The sequence below is a fragment of the Halorubrum sp. GN12_10-3_MGM genome (genome assembly GCF_005435235.1).
In the GTDB taxonomy this organism is placed as follows: domain Archaea; phylum Halobacteriota; class Halobacteria; order Halobacteriales; family Haloferacaceae; genus Halorubrum; species Halorubrum ezzemoulense.
This window is the reverse complement of the sequence record NZ_SGUB01000001.1, coordinates 244,397-264,204: the sequence shown is the minus strand read 5'-3', so window position 1 is coordinate 264,204 and position 19,808 is coordinate 244,397. Positions and strand designations below refer to the sequence as shown.

Here is a 19,808-nt window from a genome sequence, read left to right as displayed (position 1 = left end):
CGGCAGAGGCCGGCGTCGAGTCCGGACCGCGCGCCGCGTCAGTCGAGCGCCGAGGCGCGGGCCGCCGCGAACGGGACCAGCATCTCCGCCGGGTTGAGCCCGCCGTGTATCCCGACGTACGACAGTTTCTCCGGCTCAACGTCGCCGAACCACACTCCCGAGTCGCGGTGCGTGACGATCAGGTCGCCGCAGCGCCGTCGGAACCGGTCTGAGACCGGGCGGTCGCCGAAGAGGTCGCGGTCGATCGCCTCCCGCCGGGTGAACGTCCGCGCGTCGTGGTCCGAGAGCGCTCGCCGCGCGTCCGGGACCGTTCCCGGTCGCAGGTGGAGGTGAACGTTGCGGGGGCTGCCGGACATCTTGACCGGCGTGCCGTCGGCGTGCCGTCGGAGGTTCCCCGTCACCGCCTCGTTCGCCGAGAGGTCGAGATTGGCGTCGGGGTCCGTGTTCACGTGGCCGTGGTCGGCCGTCACGAGCAGCAGCGTCCGCTCCGCGGTCCGCCGATCGACCCGCCGCAGAGCGGCGGTGACCTGCTCGCAGACGGTCGCCACCGTCTCGCCGTACGCCCGGCCGTCGGTGCCTTCGGCGTGGGAGACGTGGTCGACGTGCGGCACGTACGCGTAGACGTATCCGGGGTCGCCGCTCGCCGCGACCGCCGCCGACAGGCGCTCGCCGAACGAACCGAGGCCGTCGTAGACGTGCTGGGTCACGTCCTCGCCGCCGGCGTCGAACGGCTGGAGGCGGTGACAGTCGACCCCCGCGTCGCGCATCCGAGCGTAGAGCGACTCGCATCCGACGACCGACCCCTCGGGGACTCGCTCCGCCGCCGCGCCCGATTTCACATCCCCCCCGAGCGGCAGGAACGCCGTGTCCAACCGGGGGTCGTAGACGTTCCACCCGACGCACCCGTGTTCGCACGGGAGTCGCCCCGTCTCGAGCGTGGTGATCGCCGCCGCGGTCTCGGACGGGTAGACCGAGGTGAGCGGGGTCACCGTTCCCGCCTCGGTGAGCCGGTCGAGGAGGTCACACCGTGGACGGTGGCGCTTCCAGCCGTCGAGGCCGAACCCGTCGACGAGGAGGAGGACGACCGTGTCCACGTCCGTCTCGACGCCGTCGAACACGTCGCTCGGGAGGGCGCGGCGGCCGCCGGCGTCGAGCACCGATCGGACGGTGTCCGGGACGTTCCCGAAGCAGTAGTCCTCGTACGCCGGGAAGAGGTAGCCGTCGCGCTGCTGACGGTCTCGAAGGACCCGCTCGATATCGTCTCGAAACACGGTAGCGGTCGTAGAGAGGTCCCGACGCCCTCCGGGCGGATCGTTTCTTAACCTGTCGTGAGCATCTCGTCGGTCCTCGGCGAGCGCCTCTCGGCGTGGCCGCAAGGGGACCGGCGGGGCGGGGCGCCGGCCCCGAGTCCGGCGCGGCGGCTCGCGGACGGCTCGTCAGGCCGCCGCTCGGCTCATTCCTCGTCGGAACCGTCGCAGACGCCGAGCGGGAGCGACTCGGGGGCGTCGCCGTCCGCGTCGAGGCCGGCGTACGCGTCGTCGATGAGCCGGGCTAACTGCGTCTCGGGGCTCACGCCGCGGGCGGCGGCGAGGGCCGCGAGCCGCTCGTACTGCTCGTCCGGCACGGTCACCGTTCCCTCGTCCATACGCGGCGCTCCGTCCCGAAGCTACAAAAGCGTTGGTCCGGCCCCGCTCGCGGGCGATCAGTCCGGCTCACGACAAGTCGGTCCGGTCTCCCCCGTACGCGGCGTCGATTGGCTCGCCCTCCGCGAAGCGATCGAACAGCGCGTTCATCACCGACGACTCGGCGCGAGAGAGGTGCTCCCAGACGGTCGTCGAGCCGAGGCCGAGTTCGGCGGCGACCTCCTCGACGCCCACGCCGCCGCCGTGGTCGTAGTAGCCCGCGGCGATCGCGGTGGCGAGGACCTCGCGCTGCCTGTCGGTGAGCCCGTCGAGGAGGCCGGACGCGGGGAGCTGCGGCGAGCGCTCGATGGACGCGAGCTCCACGTTCCGCGCCAGTTCCACCTCGTTCCCGCCGCGTTCGAGCTCGCGCATTACCGCCGAGAGGTCGTCGTCGTCCTCCAGGTACGCCGTCCAGCGCTCGACGCCGCCGGAGATGGTCGTCCCCGTCCGGTAGTGGATCCCCAGCCGCGAGAACCGCTCGCCGATCCCGTCCCAGTCGGCGGCCGAGACGTCGATCGTCAGTGCGACGTAGGCGTGGGCGCCCTCGATCGGCGCGAGCGGCTCGGCCGACACGATCAGGTCGAACTCGCGGAAGTCCTCGACGAACGCCGCGATCTCCGCCGCCGGACCGGTGAGCTCGGCGATCCGCTTGCGCTCGGACCCGCTGCCGGTCATCGAGGAGACGGACCGGTACCGCACCTCCGGGTGGCGCGCGCTCACCTCGCACTCCGGCTCCCCCGCGTGGTGGATCCGGAACGTCACTTCCCGCATGGCCGATTCGAGGTCGCCGAGGTTCAAACGGGTTCCGGACCGGTCGCGAGCCGTCCTCGTCGGTGGCGGCGCGTCGTCGGTGGCGGTGCGTCGGCGGTGGCGGCGCGGGCGCGGTCAGTCGCTGCGCCCCATCGCGTAGAACTCGTCGTTCGGACGCATGTCCGCGACGGTCGCCATGCGGTTGGAGAGGTTGAAGAAAGCCGCCACGGAGGCGATGTCCCACACTTCCTCCGGGGAGAAGCCGGCGTCTCGGAGCCGCTGTACGTCCTCGTCAGTCACGGCCTCGGGCGACTCGGTGAGCGTGACGGCGAAGTCGAGCATCGCCATGTGGTGGTCGGAGACGTCGGCCTGCCTGTGGTTCGTGGCGAGCTGGTCGGCGAGCTTCGGCGCGCCCGCGTAGATCCGACAGAGCGCGCCGTGGCCGACCACGCAGTAGAGGCAGTCGTTCGCGCCCGACACCGCGACGACGATCATCTCGACCTCCTCCCGAGCCAGCGGCGTGTCGGACACGAGCGCGTCGTGGTACGCGAAGAACGCCCGAAAGTGGCTGGGCTTGTACGCGAACGCCGAGAACACGTTCGGCGTGAATCCGGCGTCTTCCGTCTCCTCGTCGATGCGGTCGCGGAGGTCCTCGGGGAGGTCCTCGTAGTCGGGCACGGGGAACCGTCGCATCGCGTCCTCGTTCATACCCCCAAGCGCGCGCCGTGACCACAAAGCCGTTCCCCCGGACTACCCATCGCTTCGCTGCTCTCCAACGTCTCGAACGGTCTCGTCGACCTGGGCGGTTGATTTATGCGGGGGCGTGCCGTGCGTTGGCACACGCATGCCCGACCCGAGCGACGCCGGTCCGGGAGCCGGCGACAGCGACCGCCGGCCGGCGCCGAGTTCGGGAGAGGCAGACCGGACGGCGGTCGTGGAGCGGCTGTACGGCGAGGTCCCCTTCCACCGGCGGCACGACCTGGAGGTGCTCGCCGTGACACCCGAGCGCGCCAGCGTCAAGCTGCCGTTCGATCCCGGACTCGTGGGCAACCCCGACCTCGGCGCGGTCCACGGGGGCGTCGTGAGCGCGCTCGTTGATCTCGCCGGCGCCGCCGTTTTCGTCGGCGGGCGCGAGGCGTTCACGCCCACCATCGACCTCCGCGTGAACTACCTCGAGGCCGCCGGCCGGGAGCCGCTGTACGCGACGGCAACGGTTGACCGCCGCGGCGCCGACATCGGCGTGGCGAGCGTCGAAGTCGAGTCCGGGGACGCCGTCTGCGCGACCGGCACGGGCGTCTACAAGCTCACCGATGACTGAGTTCCCCGTCGACGGCGTCGTGGACGCGCACGTCCACCTGATGCCCGAGCGGCTGATGGCCGCCATCCGAGAGGCGCTGGGCGAGGCCGCGGGCTGGACGTTCGACCACCCGACCGACCGCGACCGGATGGAAGCGGCACTGACCGCCGCCGGCGTCGAGCGGTACGTCGCGCTCCCGTACGCCTCGCGCCCGGGGACGGCGGCCGACCTCAACGAGTGGGTGATCGAGGCTGCCGCGGACTCCGAGATGGCGGTCCCGTTCGCCACCGTCCACGCCGGCGACGACGACCCGGGGACCGTCGTCGCGGACGCCCTCGACGCCGGGGCCCGCGGCCTGAAGCTCCAGTTGCCGGTCCAGGGGTTCGCGGCCGACGACCCGCGGCTCGACCCCGCCTACGAGGCCGTCGCCGCCCGCGACGTGCCGGTCCTGCTCCACGCCGGGACGGCGCCGATGTTCGAGGACAGCCCCCACGTCGGCGTCGAGCGCTTCGAGTCGTTCCTCGCCTCCTACCCGGACGTGCGGGTGTGCGCCGCGCACATGGGGACGTACGAGGTGGACGCGTTCGTCGAACTCGCCCGCGACAACGGCAACGTCTTCCTCGACACCACCTTCGCCATGTCGAGCGTGGCCGAGACGTACATGGAGTTCGACCCGGCGACGGTCGCCGACGAGACGCTGATCGAGCTCTCGGAGTCGGTCATGTACGGCTCCGACTACCCGAACATTCCGTATCCGTACGCCCGGGAACGAGAGCACCTGCTTGCGCGGGATCTCCCGGTCGAGGCGCAACGGAACATGTTCTCTCGGACCGCGCGCCGCTTCCTCGACGGCGACTGAGCGACGATGCCGCCTCCTCGACGGCGACTGAGCGACGCCGATGCTCGCCGGGCGCTTAGTACCGCTCGTCCACGACGCCGGGCTCGTCGAGGTCGGCGACCAGTTCGACGGCGTCCGGGGTCACGATGAGGCGGTCGCCGAGCGCCGCGCGCAGTTCGTCGGCGTCGGCCTCGCCCTCGCAGATCACGACGAGGCGGTCGGTGGTCTCGGGCTGGGACACTTCGACGCGGTACTCACCGGTCAGTCCCTCGAAGCCGGCGAGCACCGTCTCGATGCTCTCCGGGTACACCTTCACGCCCTTGACCTTCAGCCGCTCGTCCGTGCGGCCGATGACGCCGTCGGGCAGCACGACCGTCCCGTCCCGGACCGCGAGTTCGGCGAGGTCGCCGGTCCGGTAGCGCACAAGGGGAACCCCCGCTTTCCTGAGGTGCGTCACGACGACCTCCCCACGCTTGCCGGCGTCCAGCACCTCGCCGGTGTCCGGGTCGACGACCTCCACCACCGCGTAGTCGTCGACGACGCGGAGGCCGTCCTCGGCCGCGGTCTCGGCCGCGACGGGCATGATGTGCCGCGTACCGAAGTAGTCCACCGCGGTCGAGGCGTCGAGCGCGTCCTTGACCGCCTCGCGGCGGCCGGGGATCGACGTGAACGGCTCGCCCGCGCCGACGAACGTGTCGACCGAGCCGCCCTCGGCGCCGATCTTCAGCGCGAAGCTCGGGTTGCCCACGACGGCGTCCACGTCGTACGCCTCGATGGTGGCGGCGGCCTGCTCGGAGTCGCCGGGGCCGAGCGGGAACACCTCCGCGCCGAGGCGTTCGAGCGCCCGATGGAGCACGTACCCGGTGCCGAACAGCTCGTAACCGAACGTGTTGACGACGCGGTCGCCGGGCTCGACGCCGGCGCGTTCGAGCACGTCCGCGTTGGCGGCGGCCTGGGCCTCGAGGTCGTCGGCCGTGTCGAACACCGGTCGCAGCTGCTCGCCCATCGGCGAGAACGTGACCATGGCTGCGCCGTCGTACAGCGACCCGCTCGGCGGCGCGGCCTCGAAGTCGGCCTCGAGCTCCCCCGCCGTGGTGAACGGGAGCGACCGGAAGTCGGCCCACGAGTCAACCGCCGTCGGGTCGACGCCCGCGTCCGCGAACTTCTCGGCGTAGAAGTCGCGGTCGGCGACCCGCTCCAACTGCTCCCCGACCGCAGCCAGTGTGCTGTCGTCGTACATCGCGTTAACACACGAAAAACTGGCACATAAATCTCCGTCACGGGCGCGGCGTCGAGGTCGACCGCGTCAGATCAGACGGATCGCGTCAGGTCAGACGGGAGCGACGCGACCGTATCGCGGCGCGCGGGCCGTCGCGCTCAGTACGCGAACGGCCACGTGCGCAGGTACTCCTTGATCTTGCCCAGCCCGGCCAACACCCCCTTCGGCTCGACGGCGAGCACGACGATGATGATCGAACCGAAGAACACCGGCAGCAGGGCGGTTGCGTTGGTTCCCGTGAGGTCGGCGAGGTAGTTCAGCCCGTCGTTGAGGTAGTCCTGCACGAGCGTGACGACGCCGACGCCGAGCAGCGCCCCCCACACGCGCCCGAGGCCGCCGAACAGCAGCATGACGTAGTGTTCGAGCGTGAGCCCGAGGGTGAAGTACTCCGCGTTGATGAAGCCGATCTGGAACCCGAACAGCCCGCCCGCGACACCGATCATGAACCCGCCGATGGCGAACGCGAGCAGCTTGTTCTTGAACACGTTGACACCGAGGACGGACGCGGAGAGGTCGTTCTCGTGGATGGCGCGGAACGTCTTTCCGATCCCGGTCCGCGAGAGGTTCAGCGACAGCAGCGCGAACACTAACAACAGCACCAGCGCGAGCAGGTACTTGTCGATGGTCGTGCCGAGGGCGCCGACCGGGCCGACGAGGCCCACGTTCGAGGGCACCGACTGGGTCGTTCCGCCGTGGATGAACGCGAGCTGCGGGTTCACGAAGAACCACTCCTCGGCGATGAACTGGAGCGCCAGCGTCGAGATGGCGATGTAGAACCCCTTGACCCGGAACGACGGGAGGCCGAAGCCGACCGCGACCAGCGCGGAGATCAGGCCGCCGACGGCGAGCGCCGGAAACAGCCCCGCGCCGACGGCGAGCAGCCTGCTCGTGCTGTACGCGCCGATGGCCATGAACGCGCCCTGCGCGAGCACGATCTCGCCCGCGTAGCCGAGGATGACGTTGAGCCCCAACACCGCGATGGCGAAGATGTACGCCTGCGTCAGCAGCGTCACGGTCCCGCCGCCGAGCAGGAACGGCGCGATGAAGGGGATCGGCAGCCCCAGGGCGAGCGCGATCTTCTGCGTCCGCCACCGGACGAGGCCCATCCGCGACTCGTAGTCGGTGAAGTACTCACCGCAGGGCATGCGACCACCCCCCTTCGGCCGCAGCCGTTCGAGTCGTCGGTACGCCGCCGGAGCGCCGCGTGGCGCGCGAACTGTGTCCGTTCATGGTCAGAGCCTCTCTATCCGCTCGGTGCCAAACAGGCCGTACGGCTTCACCAGGATGACGACGAGCAGGAGGATGAGGGGGAGTATCTCCCCGAACCCCGCGCCGAAGTTGGCCTGAACGTCCGTGAACGGGACGTACACCGCCGTGCCGCCCACGAGGTAGTACGAGCCGAGTTCCTGGAGGACGCCCACGACGATCGAGCCGATGAACGCCCCGGGGATGCTGTCGAGGCCGCCCAACACGACGGCGGCGAAGATGATGATCCCCGTGTTCTCGATGGAGACCGCCGCCCCGCCGCTAGAGGTCGCGAGCAGGATGCCGCCGATGGCGGTGATGGCGATCGAGAGCGTCCACGCGAGCGCGATGGTGCGCTCGATCGAGACGCCGAGCACCATCGCCGCCTGCTCGTCGCTGGCCGACGCCCGGAGGATCGACCCGGTGACGGTCTCGCGGAAGAACAGCATCAGCACGGCGACAACGACGAGCGCGATGGCGACGGCGATGGCGTACGCCGCCTGTATCGAGGTGCCCAGCGGGAGGCTGAGCTGGCCGCCGAACGTCAGCGCCGACGGGTACGCCTGCGCGTTCTGGCCGTACAGGAAGAAGACGACGCCCTCGAGAATGCTGCCGAGCGCCAGCGTCACGATGATGACTGACAGCACCGGTTCGCCGATGAACTGGCGGAACACGACGCGTTCGAGCGCCAGCCCGAGCACGAGGCCGAGCAGGACCGTCACGAGCACCGCGGCCCACGCGGGGATCGCCGCCGGGAGCACGGTGGCCGTGCCGAAGACCACGACCCCGTACGCGCCGATCATCGCGATCTGGCCCTGCGCGAAGTTCAGGACACCGGTCACCTTGTAGATGAGCGAGAAGCCCATCGCCACGAGCGCGTACAGCGCGCCCAGTCCGAGTCCGCTCAGCGAGATGTCGATGAACGTGACCCAGTCGACCATCTAGCTCACCTCCAGTTCGCGGTCGTCGTCGAGGACCGGTTGGTCCACGTCGACGATGCGCATGACGCCGCGTTCATCGGACTCTCTGCCGTCTTGGTACGTGATTGTGAGCTCCATTGTTATCTCGGTGCTGCCGTCGTACAGGGCGGTCACGAGGTCGCCGTACCGGTCCACGACGACCTCGCGGCGGAGCTTCCCGGTGCGGGTGAGCTCCCCGTCGTCGGCGTCGAACTCCTTGAACAGGAGCACGAACCGCCGGATCGGGTTGTCGAGGTCCTCGTTGGTCTCGGCGACCACTCCGCGAAGCAGCTCTAAGACCGGTTCCTTCCGCGTCAGGTCGCTGTACCCCGCGTACTGGATGTCTCGCTGGTCGGCCCACTCCGCGACGTTGTCGTACCGAATGTTCAGCACCGCGGTGAGCTCGGCGCGGTCGTCGCCGACGACCATCGCCTCCTTCACGTAGGGGTTGAACTTCAGCTTCGTCTCGACGCTGATCGGCGCGACGGCGGTGCCGTCGCTCATCTCCAACACGTCGTCCATCCGGTCGAAGATCCGCACGTGATCGTCGTCGGTGAGCGCGCCGAAGTCGTCGGTGTGGAGCCAGCCGTCCTCGAACGCCGACTCCGTCTTCTCCGGCATCCCGTAGTAGCCGGAGGTGACGACCGGGCCGCGGACAAGGAGTTCACCGCCCGGCGTGATGCCCACCTCGACGTTCGGGAACACCTCGCCGACCGTCTCGACCTGGACATCGTCGTCGCGGTGCATCGTCACGAAGCCGCACACCTCGGACTGCCCCCAGATCTGCTTGAGCGGGACGCCCATCGCGTGGTAGTACTCGAAGTGGTCCTCCCCGAGCGGGCCCCCGCCGGTGTAGACGTTCTTCGCGCGCTTCAGCCCGATCTTGTCGAGTATCGGGCGGTACGCCACCCAGTACGACAGCCAGTGGGCGCCGCGCAGCCACGCCGGCGGCTCCTCGTCGTTCCTGTCGCCGATGACGTACTCGGCGTACTTTTCGCCGATGCTCGTCGCCTTCTCGTACACCCAGCGCTTGAACCGGGTGGTGTTCTCGACCTTCGCCTTGATATCCGCGACCCACGCCTCGTACCGCTTCGGCGACGAGAAGATGATCTCCGGGCCGATCTCGCGGAGGTCCTCCTCTTCCGTTTCGGGCTGTTCGGGGAAGTTCGCGGTCCAGCCGGCGACGAACGCGGCCGCGAGCAGGATCATCTGCTCGCCCACCCACGCCATCGGGAGGTAGGAGAAGTAGTCCGACTCCTTCGGCAGCGGGTCGATGTCGATGGCGGCGTTGGCGAGGTTCACGAGGTTGAAATGCGAGAGCCGGACGCGTTTCGGCATCCCCGTCGTCCCCGACGTGGGCGCGAGCATCGCGGTCGCCTCCGCGGGCACGGCCTGGATCTCGGACGCGAGGTAGTCGTCGCTCACGGCCCCGGACTCGCGGCGCTCGCGGCCGCGCTCCTCGACGTCCTCGTAGGCGACGATCTCCGGGTCGCCCGGCTCGGTCTTCTCGCCGTTCTCGTACCGGAACATCCCCTTGTCGTCCCGGTAGATGATGGTCGACAGCGACGGCACGTCGCCCGAGACGAGGAGGAGCTTGTCCACCATCTCTTGGTCTTCCGCGTACACCACCTCGGGCTCGAGCAGTCGGAGCTGCTTCTCGATGTCCTCGGGCAGCATGTCCTCGTAGTTCGGGGCCGCCATCCCGCCGAGGGACTGCGCGGCGATCCACGCCCACAGCTGGTGCGGGCGGTTGTAGCCGATGGTGAACAGCACGTCCTCGTCGCCGAACCCGTACTCCTCTAAGCCGAGCGCGAACCGCTCCACCCGGTCGTAGTACTCCTCCCAAGTGAACTCCTGCCAGACTCCGTACCGCTTCCAGCGCAGGGCGATGTCGTCAGGATGCTCGGCGGCGTGGTCGATGAGGATCTCGGGGAGCGCCCGGTCGGAGACGATGGGAACCGACTCGCCCTCCGGCGCGGTCAGGACGCGCTCGACGGAGAGCCCCGAGTCGTCGGAGTCGCCCGACGCGACGCCCTCGCTCTCAGCGTTGTCGGCCGCCATCTACTCGACCCCCGTGTAGACGCGGGCGACCTCGGGGTCGTTCGTCACCTCCTCGGGCGGCCCGCGGGCGATGACGCCGCCCTTCTGCATGACGATCATCCGCTCGGAGACGGCGGTGACGACTTCGAGGTCGTGCTCGATCATCACGAGCGTCAGCCCCTCCTCCTCGTGGAGGTCGGTCAGGAAGCGGATCATGTCGTACTTCTCGTCGAAGGTGAGCCCGCTCATCGCCTCGTCGAGCAGGAGCACGTCCGGTTCGAGCGCGAGCGAGCGGGCGAGGTCCACGCGCCGCTGAACGCCGAGCGGCAGCGTCGACACCGTCGTGTGGCGGTGTTCCCAGAGCTCGAGGTAGTCGAGTATCTCCTCGACGAACCGCATGTTCTCGGCCTCCGTCTTCCGGCCGGTCCCGTAGTACAGCATCGCCGAGAGTACGTTCGGGCGCTCGGCGACGGCCCGGGTTGTCATCACGTTCTCTAAGACGTCCTCGCTCTCGAACAGCTCCAAGCCCTGGAACGTCCGCCCGATGCCGTGGCGCGCGCGGTAGTGTTCCGGCCTGCCGCTGACCTCCTCGCCGTTCAGGAACACCTCGCTCCCGGCGTCGGGCGTGTAGAAACCGTTGAGGATGTTCAACAGCGTGGTCTTCCCGGCCCCGTTCGGACCGACGATGGACACCCACTCGCCGTCGGCGACACCGAGGTCCACGTCGTCGACGGCGGTGATCGAGCCGAACGTCTTGGTCACGTTCCGGCAGCCGATCGCGGCGTCCTCGGGAGAAACGTGAGTCCCGCCTCTGAGCGCCGCCGCCCGCATCTCGGCCTCCTGATCGGCGCTCATCAGGTCCACCTCTTGCGGATCTTGTAGTGCCTGATGTCGGTGTAGCGGGAGTCCTCGCTGGACGTGCCGAGGTAGAACTCCTTGATCTCCTCGCGCTGGACGAGATCGTCGGCCGGGTCGTGAAGCTCTATCTGCCCGTTCTCCATGACGTAGCCGTAGTCGGCGATCTCCAGGGTGCGCTTGGCGTTCTGGTCGGCGATGAGCATCGTGATGTCCTCCTTCCTGTTGATCTCCACGAGCGTCTCGAAGATGTCCCTGACAAGTTTCGGCGCGAGGCCGAGCGACGGCTCGTCCAACAGGAGCAGGTTCGGCCGGTGGATGAGCGCTCGCGCGATGACGAGCATCTGCTGTTGCCCGCCGCTGGCGTAGCCCGCCTTGAGGTCTAAGATGTCCTCCAACTGCGGGAAGTACTCGAAGGCGATCTGGTAGTCGTCCTCGTCGAACCGGAACCGGCGGCCCTCGCGGTAGAGCCCGCACCGGAGGTTCTCCTCGACGGTGAGGTCCTCGAACACCCGCCTTCCTTCGAGGATGTGCGTGATGCCGCGGCCGACCATCTCGTTGGCGCCGTAGTTGGTCACGTCCTCGCCGCGCAGGAAAACACGACCCCGCGTGACCTCGCCGCGCTCGCTCCGCCCGATGCCGCTGATCATCTTCAGTATCGTCGATTTCCCGGCGCCGTTCGGGCCGAGCAGCGCGACGATGTCGCCCTCGCTGGCCGACATCGAGACGCCCTGCACGGCGAGGAAGTGCCGGTCGTAGACGATCTCGACGTTGTCGAGTTCGACGACCGGTGGATCGCCGTCGCCCGCCGCGGCCGTCGCGTCCGCGGTCGTTTGCTCGTCGGTCGCCATCACAGTCCGATCCAGGAGTCGCGACGGGGCAGTTCGACGCTGGTGTCGAAGCTCAGGCTGCCGTCGGTGACCTCGAACAGCCGCCCGTTCATCGTCGGGCGCCGGTCGTCCTCCGCGTAGCTGAACGGCTCAGCGAGGCCGAACATGTCGTCGTCCTCGATGCCGAACATCCCCTGTCTGACGTTCGGCCCGGTCGTGACGTCGTTCCCGGCCTCGGCCGCGTTCTGCAGGCCCTTCAGCGCGAGCAGCGCGTGGATCACGCCGCGCACGTAGTTGAGTTGGGCGACCTCCGGGTCGTCCATGCTGCGCCCCTCGCGCTCGAAGTTCGCCTCGATGATCTCCGCGCCCCGGCCGCCGCTGTCGAGAGCGCCCTGGAACGTTCGGAACGCGTTGACGTATCGCACGCCCTCGAAGATGTCGGGCGACTGCTGGACCACGCGCTCGTCGACGGTGTAGGTCAGGCCGCACACCGTCAGGTCGGGGTAGATGTCCTGTCGGTCCTCCAAGAGCACCCGCATCGGCGCGGACGTGTTCTGGTGGATGAGGTAGTCGATCTCCTGGTCGCGGGCCTGTCTGAGCTGCGTGGTCGCGGAGTTGGCGGTCAGCGGGAGGTTGATGTCCGAGGCCACGTCGAGCCCGAGCTCCTCGGCGTACTGCTTGCCGCCCTCGACGGGCGACCGCCCGAACGCCGTGTTAGAGAAGATGAACCCGACCGTCGCCTCGGGGTCGTTGTCCGCGATCCACCGCAGGTGGGCGCGGGCCTGGCTGGTGTAATCGAGGTTCCCGAAGAAGTTGTACGGGAACTCCTCGGTGACGAGGTTCGCGGAGTAGGACGCGGAGACGTACACCACCTCGTCGTCCGCGACGGTGCCCGCCAGCGCCTCGGTGTCGGCGGTCCCCCAGCCGATGATCAGCGGCGGCGACGACTCCGAGGTGTACTGCTGGTAGTACTGCTGGGCCTGCGGCACCTCGTAGGCGTAGTCGTTGTTCGGATGGTCAATGCTCACGTCGAACAGGTCGTTCTCGTTGATGTACGTGATGGTGTCGCGAGAGCCGATGGCCGTCGGCCGGCCCACGTCGGAAGTCGCGCCGCTCTCGTCGTATATCCCGGGCACCGTAACGGAATCGGGCATCCCCCCGCTCCCTCCGCCGCCGCTGCCGCTTCCGCTGTCTCCGCCGTCCCCGCCGCCGATACATCCGGCGAGCGCCAGCGTCGCCGCTCCGGCGGCACCGCTCTTCAGGACGTTGCGCCGCCGGTACAGCCTCGTCGGATCCCCTGTGTTATCATTTGTCATGAGTATCTACCTACCACCCAGAGCAACGTACTACATAATCATTAGGGATGGATTCACTCGCCTGCGGGCAGTCCTTCGGTCGCCGCGGCGCTCGAGAGCACCGCGCGGAGCGATCCGGTCCGCCGAAACAGTCAAATGCGAGTGCCGCAACGACTGTCGCATGTTCACTTTTGTCGTGGGTATCGACGCGGACGAGGACCGGGCCAGCGCGCAAGCCGAGACGATCGCGTCGATGCCGCTGGAGACGGACGACGTGACGGCGGTCCTCGTTCACTCCTTCAGCGAGAACAGGGAGGGGGGCACCGTCGAACAGGTAAAGTCAGTTCGGGTCGCTCGGTCGCGACTCGAAGACGCCGGGATCGAGGTGACGCCCGAGGGGTACGGCGGTGACGCGGCCCGAGCGATCCTCAACGTCGCCGACGAGTACGACGCCGACCAGATCGTCGTCGCCGGGCGGAAGCGCACCCCCACCGGGAAGGTCCTGTTCGGCAGCGTCACGCAGAGCGTCATCCTCGACACCGAACGGCCGGTCCTCGTCTGTAGCGGGGGCGAGTAACCGACCTCACCCTGCTTCGCTCGCGCTGACAGGCTCGCTCGTTGGGGGGGCTCGCTCGTTGAGGGTGGGGCTTCGATGTGGTCCTCGCCGTCATGCGACGCGACGGGGCGTTTTATGCGCCCCGCCTACCGAACGCCCTTCGGAGTCGGTGAACCCACCGTTCGGGGCCGGGCTACTGCGACCCGCACTGCGCGGGACTTGTGCCAGCACAGCACCAGTCGCCAATACAGCGGGATGTAGATTAACAGTTGCTCAGTATCATGTTAGTTTCCGCTCCGCCCTACTCGCTCGCTTCGGTCGCTCTCTCCTCACGGGTCGCAGGCCCGGGCGCCCGGTCGAGCGGTCGCCGCGACCACAGCCGCCGGTCGTCGGGGGCCGTCGCGATCAGTTTATACCCGCGAGCGAGTAGATCGCACCGTGGTGGCGATGACGAGTCGGTTACCCCCACTGAGCCCCTTGTGATGACGGGTTTCGACCGAGCCACCGTTTCCACACCCGCCAGCGGCGCGGCCGAGCCGCCCCGGAGTGAAAGTGGTCCTGAGCGACGGTGTCAAGGCGCTGTCTGGCGGTTTCGAGGCGAAGAGGCCGGGTCGATCGGCGTCGATCGAACGCGGGGTCGCCGCTCAGTACGACGCGGCGCGCTTGTCGAGGCCGGCGGCCTCGATGTCTTCGCCGTCGACGGAGGTGCGGAGGACGTCCATCCCGTCGTCGCGGTCGATGTCGAAGTTGCGGGCGTACAGATCGTCGAGCCGCTCGTACTCGGCGTCGGAGATCGGCGGCACGTCGGCGGCGGCGCTCCACTCGGCGATGTCGGCGCCGTCGCGGAACGTCGGGGTGACGGAGGCGACCTCGTCGTGCGCGAGCAGCCAGCGGATCGCGGCCTGCGCCATCGTGCGCGTCCCCTCAACGCCGTCGGGGTCTTCGAGGAAGCGGATCGCGTCGACCTTCTCCCAGCCGGTCTCGTACCACTCCTTCGGGCGGTGCGAGCGGTGGTCGCCGTCCTCGAGGACGGTGTCGGGCGTCACCTGTTCGTTCAGCAGGCCGGAGGAGTGCGGGACGCGAGCGATGACGGAGGTGTCCGAACCGCTCTCGCGGATCGTGTCCACGAAGTGGCGACCGGGCTCCTGCTCGAACAGGTTGAAGACGGTCTGGACCGCGTCGAACTCCTCGTACTCGACGGCGGCGTCGCCCTCGGCGAGCCAGCCGATCGAGGGGCCGAGCGCCCAGCCGAGCGCGCGGACGCGCCCGTCGGCCTTCCACTCGCGGAGGAGGTCGCGCACCTCGGGGGTCACCTCGTCGACGTTCGCGTTGTGGAGCTGGAGCACGTCGACGTAGTCCGTGTCGAGGCGGTCCAGCGAGGCCTCGAACGCCTCGGTGAGGTACTCACGGTTCAGCTCCTTCGGGAGCTCGCCGTGACCGGCCTGCGGGTTGTCGTAGAAGTCGTAGCCGATCTTCGTCGACAGCGTCACCTCGTCGCGGCGGCCGGCGATCGCCGTCCCGATTATCTCCTCGCTGTCGCCGTGGCCGTACACGTCGCCGGTGTCGACGTAGGTGACGCCCGCGTCGAGCGCCTCCTCGACCATCCCGACCGCCTGTTCGTCCGAGCGGTCGCCCCACCAGTCGGTGCCGACGACCCACGCGCCGAAGCCGACCTCCGAGACCTCGACGCCCGAGTTACCGAGTTCGCGGTGTTGCATGCCAACCGGTTGGTGGTCGGGACACTTATCGGGCGCGGTCGGTCTCGGGGCGGTGGAACGGCCGGCGATCGCTGTCGGTCTCGGGGCGGTGGAGCGGGCGGCGATCACGCTCGCTCGTCTCGGCTCGTCCCGCCGCCTATTACTTGATCCCGGCTCGTCGACCGCCCATGGACGACTCCCTCCGTTGGCGGCTCGACGCCGTGATCGCCCTGCTCGGGATCATCGCCGTCGTCGCGGTCACCGCGCTGTTGCTCTCGTTCGGCAGGGCCGCGATCGCCCCGGCGTTCGTGATCGCCTTCACGGGCGTTCTCGTCGGCATATTTGCCGCCGAGGAACTGTACTGATCGGCTGAGGCGCCGTGGTCGCACAACCGAATCCATTTGAGTGATGGCGACGAAGGAGGGCCGATGACAAAGCGACACGTGTCCCTGCCCGACGGCGCCGAGGCCGGGGTCCGAGGGTTCATCGACGAGGTGGACGAGCGGCTCTCCTCGGACGAGGACACCTGCGAGGTCGTCCGTGACGTGCTGATCGACCTCCACGGCGACCGGGAGGCGTGGGAGGCGTGGCAAAGCGGCGAATCGGTGTCGCGCGCCGAGCGCGTGCGCCTCCAGGGGTACGACCCGTGTAACGCGACGCTGGAGTCGGAGTACTACGCCGAGAAGGACGAGGAGCGCTTCCAGCGCTCGAAGCACCTCCAGTGGCTCTGGCGCCAGTTCGACGCCACACCGATGGCCGACAACGTCGAGTTCGCGCTCCGGTTCCGGCAGATGCTCGGCAACCACCTCTTCGCCGAGTGCGGCGACGACTGTCGCTTCTTCAAGGGGATCTCCGTCACCTACGGCCACAACATCGAGGTGGGCGACAACGTCGTGATCCACGACGACGTCCACCTCGACGACCGCGGGAAGCTGACGATCGGCGACCGCGCCTCCATCTCCGACGGCGTCCACCTCTACAGCCACGACCACGACATCGTCGACCAGACCGAGGTCCGGAACTTCCACACGATCGTCGAGGACGACGCCCGCGTCACCTACGACGCGATGGTCCGGGCCGGCTGCCGCGTCGGCGAGAACAGCGTCGTGGGCGCGCGATCCGTGGTCCAAGGCGACGTGCCCGCCCATCACGTGGTCGTCGGATCGCCCGCCCGCAGTGTCCGCGTGAAGCCGGGGTGGGAGGAGGCCGCCGAGGAGATCGAGGACGGCCGGCTCCCCGACAACCAGGACGACCGCGAGATCGAGTACGACCTCCCGGACGACCTCGAGCAGTTCGACGAGTTTCAGCGGGACCTCCAGCCGCCGAGCCCGCCGCGCTGAGGGCGCCGTGCGGCCGACGCGTCGGTGATCGAAAGCGGCTTGTTCGTGGTATGATATCTCACGCCAGTATCGTTATTGGCCAGCAGCGCGTACGCAGAGGTGGTGTCGCACACATGACAGGACAACGGATACTGATGATCGTCGGCGACTTCGGGGAGGACTACGAGATAATGGTGCCGTACCAGGCGCTCCAGGCGGTCGGCCACGAGGTCCACGCCGTCTGTCCGGGCAGGGAGGGCGGCGAGACGGTCAAGACCGCGATCCACGACTTCCGCGGCGACCAGACGTACCTGGAGGAGCGCGGGCACGACTTCGAGCTCACGCACGGCTTCGACGAGGTCGACCCGGCCGACTACGACGCCTTAGTCGTTCCCGGCGGGCGCGCCCCCGAGTACCTCCGCGGCTACGACGAGGTGCTCGACGCGGTGCGGCACTTCTTCGAGGCGGACAAGCCCGTCGCGTCGATCTGTCACGGCCCGCAGATCCTCGCTGCGGCGGGCGTCCTCGACGGCTACGAGATCACGGCGTACCCCGCCGTCAGGCCGGAGGTCGAGGCCGCCGGCTGCTCGTGGGTCGACGGCGTGACGACCGACGGGAACCTCGTCACCGGCCAAGCGTGGCCCGATCACCCCGAGTGGATCGCACAGTTCCTCGACCTGCTCGGGACCGAGATCGACCACGAGGCGACCGCGGCGACGGCGGACTGAGCCCGCGCTTTTTCGATGCCGGACCCTCGCGCCCTCGCGGTCAACGTCGCCGCCAACACGAACGAACCCGGGTTCCGGGGGCCCGTCTACCCCGACGGCTCCTTCGCGTACGTCCCGATCCCCGAGTCGGCGGCGACGCTGCCGCGCGGGCGCGCCCCGGTCGACGAGCCGGTCCCGACCTACGGCGACCTCGACCTCCCGTTCGCCGTCCCGGAGGCCCTGCGCGAGGTGCCCGTCCACGCCGACCCCGAGTTCCCGGGCGTCCACGGCCGCGAGCGCGCGACGTACGGCGACCCGCACGGGGTGAAGGCCGGGCGGATCGCGACCCTCGAACCCGGCGACCGGCTCCTGTTCTACGCGACGCTGTCGCTGCGGCCGCGCGACTGGGCCGGACCGGGCGACGAGCGCCCCGGCGACGCGGGCGCGGACGACCGCGGCGGCGCGTGGCTCCGAGAGCACGGCGTCGCCGTCGACGACGACCTCGCCCCCGACTGGGGCGCGTACCTCTTCGCGGGGATCCGGATCGAGCGCGTACTCTCGCCGGCCGAGGGCGACGGCGTCGTCGACCGCGCCGCCGCCGCCGCGGCGGCGCCGACCAACGCGCACCTGAAGCGGGACCCGTTCGACGCCCGCGTCGTCGCGGTCGGCGACCCGGACGCGTCCGGCCGCTTCGACCGGGTCGTTCCGCTGAGTGCGCCCGACGCAGGGGTGGAGGCGAACCCGATCGTCACCGACCTGTCGAGCGACTCCGGGAAGGGGCCCTGGTGGCGCCGCCCGATGGGCTTCGACGAGGCGGCGACCGCGGAGCTGCTGGCGCAGATCGACCGGGCGTGAGGGGCGACCGACGCGGCGCGAGGGGGCGGCGCGACGGGACGCCGCGTCCGCCGCCACCGCGATTTATGAGGCGCGGCCGCGTTGTGTGCGGTATGAGCGACGACGAAACACCAGACGCGAGCGACGAGGCGACCGGCCGCGGCGCGCCGTCGCGGCTCGGGCGCGTCCTCCTAGGCGCCGGCCTCGCCGCGCAGGCCTCGGAGGACTTCCGCGACATGGACGACACGATCGAGTACGCCGAGTCGGCGGGCGTTCCGATGCCGGACGTGGCCGCGCCGTTCGCCTCCGGCATGATGATCGTCGCCGGCGTCGGCATCGCGCTCTGGCGGCTCCCGCGGGTCGCGACCGGCGCGGCGGTCGCGTTCCTGACCGTCGTCACCGCGACGATGCACGACTTCTGGAACGCCGACGAGGACGACAAGGGCGGCGAGCGGCTCGCCTTCTTCGGCAACCTCGCGATGCTCGGCGGGGCGTTGGTGTTCCTGCGCGAGGCGTACAAGGACTGACCGGAGTCGTGTCGCGCGCTACAGTTCGCCGGCGTCCAGTGGGTCCTCCAGCTGGCCCATCACCGCCTCCATGGCGTCGGTCGCGGTGAGCAGGCCGACGACCTCGCCGTCAGCGACGACCAGAGCGAGCTCCTGCGACTCCGCCTGGAACCGGTCGTAGGCGTCGCTGACGCTCGCGTCAGGGGAGACCGTCAGCGGGGGGGCCGCGACGTCCGCGAACGTCAGGTCGCCGTCGCGGAGCGCGTCGAAGCGGCTCACGATCGAGGGGGCGTACACGATCCCCTCGAAGTCGCCCCGGTCCTCGCCCACGAGCGGGAAGCGCGTGTGCGGGGTGTCCCGGATCCGGTCGAGGTTCTCGTCGACCGACGCCGTCGTGGTCAGCGAGACGATCTCGTCGGGCCGCGTCATCACGTCCGCGACGGTGACCCGATCCACGTCGAGCGCGTTGAGAATCTCCTCGCGCCGTTCCTTCGGTAGCTCGATGTCTTCCATCATCGAGCCGAGGCGGGTGCGGAGCTGCGCGCGCGTCTCCAGCACCTCCCCTTCGGCCTCGGTCCACGACCCGGTCATCTCGACGCCGAAGAGCCCCAGCGTCGCCTTCGCGACCCAGTCGCCGAACTTGATCAGCGGCGAGATGCTCCAGGCGAACCAGTACAGCGGCCGAGCGCCGTAGTTCGCGACCTGCTTCGAGCGCTCGACGCCGAGATACGTCGGCGTCTGCTCGCCGTGAGTCAGGTGGACCATGTTGATGAGGAAAAAACCCAACAGCGAGCCCGCGCCGGCCGACGCGAGCGCGGTGTTCTCGAATATCGGCGCGAAGATCGCCGCAAGCCCCGGCTCGGCGACAATACCGAGCGCGATGCTCGTGCCGGAGATCCACACCTGACAGGTGGTGAGGTAGAACTCCAGGTCGTCCGTCATCTCCCAGGCGCGCCGCAGTCCGGGGGTGTCCATCTCCGACTCCGGGTACTGCCGGAGGCGCGTCAGGCCGAACTCGACCGCCACGAAGTACGCGTTGATCAGGATGAGGAGGACGCCCGCGGCCACGCGGAGCGCGACCTCGGTCGGGGGCATCGTCGTCGCGAGCGGGATCATCGT

Annotated in this window: 21 protein-coding genes; 8 read left to right on the top strand and 13 right to left on the bottom strand. The window is 69.2% G+C overall.

Features of this window, described 5'->3' with window-relative positions; translation table 11 throughout:
• Positions 1–38: 38 nt before the first annotated feature.
• From EXE47_RS01385 to EXE47_RS01370, 4 genes are all read right to left on the bottom strand, one after another.
• The gene (locus EXE47_RS01385; protein WP_089308220.1) at positions 39–1,271 is read right to left on the bottom strand and encodes an alkaline phosphatase family protein; all 1,233 of its coding nucleotides are present in this window, start codon (positions 1,269–1,271) and stop codon (positions 39–41) included.
• 182 nt (positions 1,272–1,453) lie between these two features.
• Positions 1,454–1,645: a hypothetical protein gene (locus tag EXE47_RS01380; protein ID WP_049930539.1), complete on the bottom strand. Its 192-nt coding sequence runs from the start codon at positions 1,643–1,645 to the stop codon at positions 1,454–1,456.
• A 67-nt stretch (positions 1,646–1,712) separates the two neighbouring features.
• Positions 1,713–2,453, bottom strand: a complete 741-nt coding sequence (locus tag EXE47_RS01375) for a helix-turn-helix domain-containing protein (RefSeq protein ID WP_089308221.1) — start codon at positions 2,451–2,453, stop codon at positions 1,713–1,715.
• Between the two features lie 114 nt (positions 2,454–2,567).
• Entirely contained in the window at positions 2,568–3,140 is a 573-nt protein-coding gene (locus EXE47_RS01370; RefSeq protein WP_049930536.1) for a peroxidase-related enzyme, read from the bottom strand.
• A gap of 136 nt (positions 3,141–3,276) precedes the next feature.
• Here EXE47_RS01370 and EXE47_RS01365 point away from each other — a divergent pair, with 136 nt between their 5' ends.
• A complete protein-coding gene (locus tag EXE47_RS01365; protein WP_086215546.1) occupies positions 3,277–3,750 on the top strand; it encodes a PaaI family thioesterase in 474 nt (157 codons plus the stop codon).
• Positions 3,743–4,588: an amidohydrolase family protein gene (locus EXE47_RS01360; protein ID WP_089308222.1), complete on the top strand. Its 846-nt coding sequence runs from the start codon at positions 3,743–3,745 to the stop codon at positions 4,586–4,588. The genes EXE47_RS01365 and EXE47_RS01360 overlap by 8 nt, the downstream gene beginning before the upstream one ends.
• Before the next feature lie 55 nt (positions 4,589–4,643).
• Here EXE47_RS01360 and EXE47_RS01355 read toward each other — a convergent pair whose 3' ends face one another.
• The 7 genes from EXE47_RS01355 to EXE47_RS01325 all read right to left on the bottom strand — a co-directional run bounded on the left by EXE47_RS01355 (position 4,644) and on the right by EXE47_RS01325 (position 13,091).
• Positions 4,644–5,807 carry a phenylacetate--CoA ligase family protein gene (locus EXE47_RS01355; protein ID WP_049930533.1) on the bottom strand — a complete coding sequence of 388 codons (1,164 nt, stop codon included), beginning with the start codon at positions 5,805–5,807 and terminating at the stop codon, positions 4,644–4,646.
• Between the two features lie 137 nt (positions 5,808–5,944).
• On the bottom strand, positions 5,945–6,991 hold the full coding sequence (locus tag EXE47_RS01350; RefSeq protein ID WP_049930531.1) for a branched-chain amino acid ABC transporter permease: 1,047 nt from the start codon (positions 6,989–6,991) through the stop codon (positions 5,945–5,947).
• Between the two features lie 87 nt (positions 6,992–7,078).
• A complete protein-coding gene (locus tag EXE47_RS01345; protein WP_049930529.1) occupies positions 7,079–8,032 on the bottom strand; it encodes a branched-chain amino acid ABC transporter permease in 954 nt (317 codons plus the stop codon).
• On the bottom strand, positions 8,033–10,111 hold the full coding sequence (locus EXE47_RS01340; protein ID WP_137707957.1) for an AMP-binding protein: 2,079 nt from the start codon (positions 10,109–10,111) through the stop codon (positions 8,033–8,035).
• Positions 10,112–10,945 (bottom strand): ABC transporter ATP-binding protein, encoded by an 834-nt coding sequence (locus tag EXE47_RS01335; protein ID WP_137703502.1) that lies wholly within the window; start codon positions 10,943–10,945, stop codon positions 10,112–10,114.
• Positions 10,945–11,796 (bottom strand): ABC transporter ATP-binding protein, encoded by an 852-nt coding sequence (locus EXE47_RS01330; protein ID WP_049930523.1) that lies wholly within the window; start codon positions 11,794–11,796, stop codon positions 10,945–10,947. The genes EXE47_RS01335 and EXE47_RS01330 overlap by 1 nt, the downstream gene beginning before the upstream one ends.
• Positions 11,796–13,091, bottom strand: coding sequence for an ABC transporter substrate-binding protein (locus tag EXE47_RS01325; RefSeq protein ID WP_080508555.1), 1,296 nt, complete (start codon positions 13,089–13,091; stop codon positions 11,796–11,798). Before EXE47_RS01325 ends, EXE47_RS01330 begins: the two co-directional genes overlap by 1 nt.
• Before the next feature lie 160 nt (positions 13,092–13,251).
• Between EXE47_RS01325 and EXE47_RS01320 the strand changes: the two genes are divergently transcribed.
• Positions 13,252–13,647: a universal stress protein gene (locus tag EXE47_RS01320; RefSeq protein ID WP_049930521.1), complete on the top strand. Its 396-nt coding sequence runs from the start codon at positions 13,252–13,254 to the stop codon at positions 13,645–13,647.
• 623 nt (positions 13,648–14,270) lie between these two features.
• Here the strand turns inward: EXE47_RS01320 and EXE47_RS01315 are convergent.
• The gene (locus tag EXE47_RS01315; protein ID WP_089308276.1) at positions 14,271–15,344 is read right to left on the bottom strand and encodes an aldo/keto reductase; all 1,074 of its coding nucleotides are present in this window, start codon (positions 15,342–15,344) and stop codon (positions 14,271–14,273) included.
• Positions 15,345–15,511: 167 nt separating this feature from the next.
• On the opposite strand from EXE47_RS01315, the gene EXE47_RS18370 reads away from it, so the two are divergent.
• The 5 genes from EXE47_RS18370 (at position 15,512) to EXE47_RS01295 (ending at position 18,710) form a co-directional block, all read left to right on the top strand.
• The gene (locus EXE47_RS18370; RefSeq protein WP_158293584.1) at positions 15,512–15,688 is read left to right on the top strand and encodes a hypothetical protein; all 177 of its coding nucleotides are present in this window, start codon (positions 15,512–15,514) and stop codon (positions 15,686–15,688) included.
• A gap of 63 nt (positions 15,689–15,751) precedes the next feature.
• Positions 15,752–16,663, top strand: coding sequence for an acyltransferase (locus EXE47_RS01310; protein WP_049930517.1), 912 nt, complete (start codon positions 15,752–15,754; stop codon positions 16,661–16,663).
• Positions 16,664–16,776: 113 nt separating this feature from the next.
• Positions 16,777–17,370: a DJ-1/PfpI family protein gene (locus EXE47_RS01305; protein ID WP_086220127.1), complete on the top strand. Its 594-nt coding sequence runs from the start codon at positions 16,777–16,779 to the stop codon at positions 17,368–17,370.
• A 15-nt stretch (positions 17,371–17,385) separates the two neighbouring features.
• Positions 17,386–18,204 carry a hypothetical protein gene (locus tag EXE47_RS01300; RefSeq protein ID WP_089308277.1) on the top strand — a complete coding sequence of 273 codons (819 nt, stop codon included), beginning with the start codon at positions 17,386–17,388 and terminating at the stop codon, positions 18,202–18,204.
• Between the two features lie 92 nt (positions 18,205–18,296).
• Positions 18,297–18,710, top strand: coding sequence for a DoxX family protein (locus EXE47_RS01295; protein ID WP_049930511.1), 414 nt, complete (start codon positions 18,297–18,299; stop codon positions 18,708–18,710).
• A gap of 18 nt (positions 18,711–18,728) precedes the next feature.
• Here EXE47_RS01295 and EXE47_RS01290 read toward each other — a convergent pair whose 3' ends face one another.
• Entirely contained in the window at positions 18,729–19,805 is a 1,077-nt protein-coding gene (locus EXE47_RS01290) for a CNNM domain-containing protein (RefSeq protein WP_049930509.1), read from the bottom strand.
• Positions 19,806–19,808: the final 3 nt, after the last annotated feature.

Coding starts and splice junctions, on each gene's coding strand:
- EXE47_RS01290 (WP_049930509.1), bottom strand. CDS start 19,805: ATGATCCCGCTCGCGACGACGATGCCCCCGACCGAGGTCGCGCTCCGC.
- EXE47_RS01355 (WP_049930533.1), bottom strand. CDS start 5,807: ATGTACGACGACAGCACACTGGCTGCGGTCGGGGAGCAGTTGGAGCGG.
- EXE47_RS01300 (WP_089308277.1), top strand. CDS start 17,386: ATGCCGGACCCTCGCGCCCTCGCGGTCAACGTCGCCGCCAACACGAAC.
- EXE47_RS01350 (WP_049930531.1), bottom strand. CDS start 6,991: ATGCCCTGCGGTGAGTACTTCACCGACTACGAGTCGCGGATGGGCCTC.
- EXE47_RS01360 (WP_089308222.1), top strand. CDS start 3,743: ATGACTGAGTTCCCCGTCGACGGCGTCGTGGACGCGCACGTCCACCTG.
- EXE47_RS01295 (WP_049930511.1), top strand. CDS start 18,297: ATGAGCGACGACGAAACACCAGACGCGAGCGACGAGGCGACCGGCCGC.
- EXE47_RS01335 (WP_137703502.1), bottom strand. CDS start 10,945: ATGAGCGCCGATCAGGAGGCCGAGATGCGGGCGGCGGCGCTCAGAGGC.
- EXE47_RS01375 (WP_089308221.1), bottom strand. CDS start 2,453: ATGCGGGAAGTGACGTTCCGGATCCACCACGCGGGGGAGCCGGAGTGC.
- EXE47_RS01325 (WP_080508555.1), bottom strand. CDS start 13,091: ATGACAAATGATAACACAGGGGATCCGACGAGGCTGTACCGGCGGCGC.
- EXE47_RS01380 (WP_049930539.1), bottom strand. CDS start 1,645: ATGGACGAGGGAACGGTGACCGTGCCGGACGAGCAGTACGAGCGGCTC.
- EXE47_RS01305 (WP_086220127.1), top strand. CDS start 16,777: ATGACAGGACAACGGATACTGATGATCGTCGGCGACTTCGGGGAGGAC.
- EXE47_RS01315 (WP_089308276.1), bottom strand. CDS start 15,344: ATGCAACACCGCGAACTCGGTAACTCGGGCGTCGAGGTCTCGGAGGTC.
- EXE47_RS01345 (WP_049930529.1), bottom strand. CDS start 8,032: ATGGTCGACTGGGTCACGTTCATCGACATCTCGCTGAGCGGACTCGGA.
- EXE47_RS18370 (WP_158293584.1), top strand. CDS start 15,512: ATGGACGACTCCCTCCGTTGGCGGCTCGACGCCGTGATCGCCCTGCTC.
- EXE47_RS01365 (WP_086215546.1), top strand. CDS start 3,277: ATGCCCGACCCGAGCGACGCCGGTCCGGGAGCCGGCGACAGCGACCGC.
- EXE47_RS01320 (WP_049930521.1), top strand. CDS start 13,252: ATGTTCACTTTTGTCGTGGGTATCGACGCGGACGAGGACCGGGCCAGC.
- EXE47_RS01330 (WP_049930523.1), bottom strand. CDS start 11,796: ATGGCGACCGACGAGCAAACGACCGCGGACGCGACGGCCGCGGCGGGC.
- EXE47_RS01340 (WP_137707957.1), bottom strand. CDS start 10,111: ATGGCGGCCGACAACGCTGAGAGCGAGGGCGTCGCGTCGGGCGACTCC.
- EXE47_RS01310 (WP_049930517.1), top strand. CDS start 15,752: ATGACAAAGCGACACGTGTCCCTGCCCGACGGCGCCGAGGCCGGGGTC.
- EXE47_RS01370 (WP_049930536.1), bottom strand. CDS start 3,140: ATGAACGAGGACGCGATGCGACGGTTCCCCGTGCCCGACTACGAGGAC.